This is a genomic window from Streptococcus mitis (genome assembly GCF_047465045.1).
GTDB lineage: Bacteria > Bacillota > Bacilli > Lactobacillales > Streptococcaceae > Streptococcus > Streptococcus mitis_DT.
In genome coordinates this window covers 1-518 of sequence record NZ_JASHAR010000054.1, presented here as the reverse complement: position 1 = coordinate 518, position 518 = coordinate 1, and the positions used below count along the sequence as shown (strand labels likewise).

The following is a 518-nucleotide window of genomic DNA, read 5'->3' as shown; positions in this document are numbered from 1 at the left end:
CCGGAAGTAGTTGGGGGTTGCCCCCTGTGAGATATGGAAGTCGCTTAGCTTTAGGGAGTTTAGCTCAGCTGGGAGAGCATCTGCCTTACAAGCAGAGGGTCAGCGGTTCGATCCCGTTAACTCCCATTTAAGCGGGTGTAGTTTAGTGGTAAAACTACAGCCTTCCAAGCTGTTGTCGCGAGTTCGATTCTCGTCACCCGCTTTGAACTTTGTTCAAATTACCAAGTTTTTAACTTGGGCGCGTAGCTCAGGTGGTTAGAGCGCACGCCTGATAAGCGTGAGGTCGGTGGTTCGAGTCCACTCGTGCCCATAGAGTTTGGTCCGTTGGTCAAGGGGTTAAGACACCGCCTTTTCACGGCGGTAACACGGGTTCGAATCCCGTACGGACTATTATGGAGGATTACCCAAGTCCGGCTGAAGGGAACGGTCTTGAAAACCGTCAGGCGTGTAAAAGCGTGCGTGGGTTCGAATCCCACATCCTCCTTTTGTATTAACGCGGGATGGAGCAGCTCGGTAGC

Annotated in this window: 5 tRNA genes; all 5 read left to right on the top strand. The window is 52.5% G+C overall.

What is annotated here, in order from left to right:
• Positions 1-53: 53 nt before the first annotated feature.
• Positions 54-126, top strand: a tRNA-Val gene (locus tag QM409_RS10790).
• A gap of 5 nt (positions 127-131) precedes the next feature.
• Positions 132-202: transfer RNA gene (locus QM409_RS10785), tRNA-Gly, on the top strand.
• Between the two features lie 34 nt (positions 203-236).
• Positions 237-310, top strand: a tRNA-Ile gene (locus QM409_RS10780).
• A gap of 8 nt (positions 311-318) precedes the next feature.
• A tRNA-Glu gene (locus tag QM409_RS10775) sits at positions 319-390 on the top strand.
• Positions 391-394: 4 nt separating this feature from the next.
• A tRNA-Ser gene (locus QM409_RS10770) sits at positions 395-484 on the top strand.
• Positions 485-518: the final 34 nt, after the last annotated feature.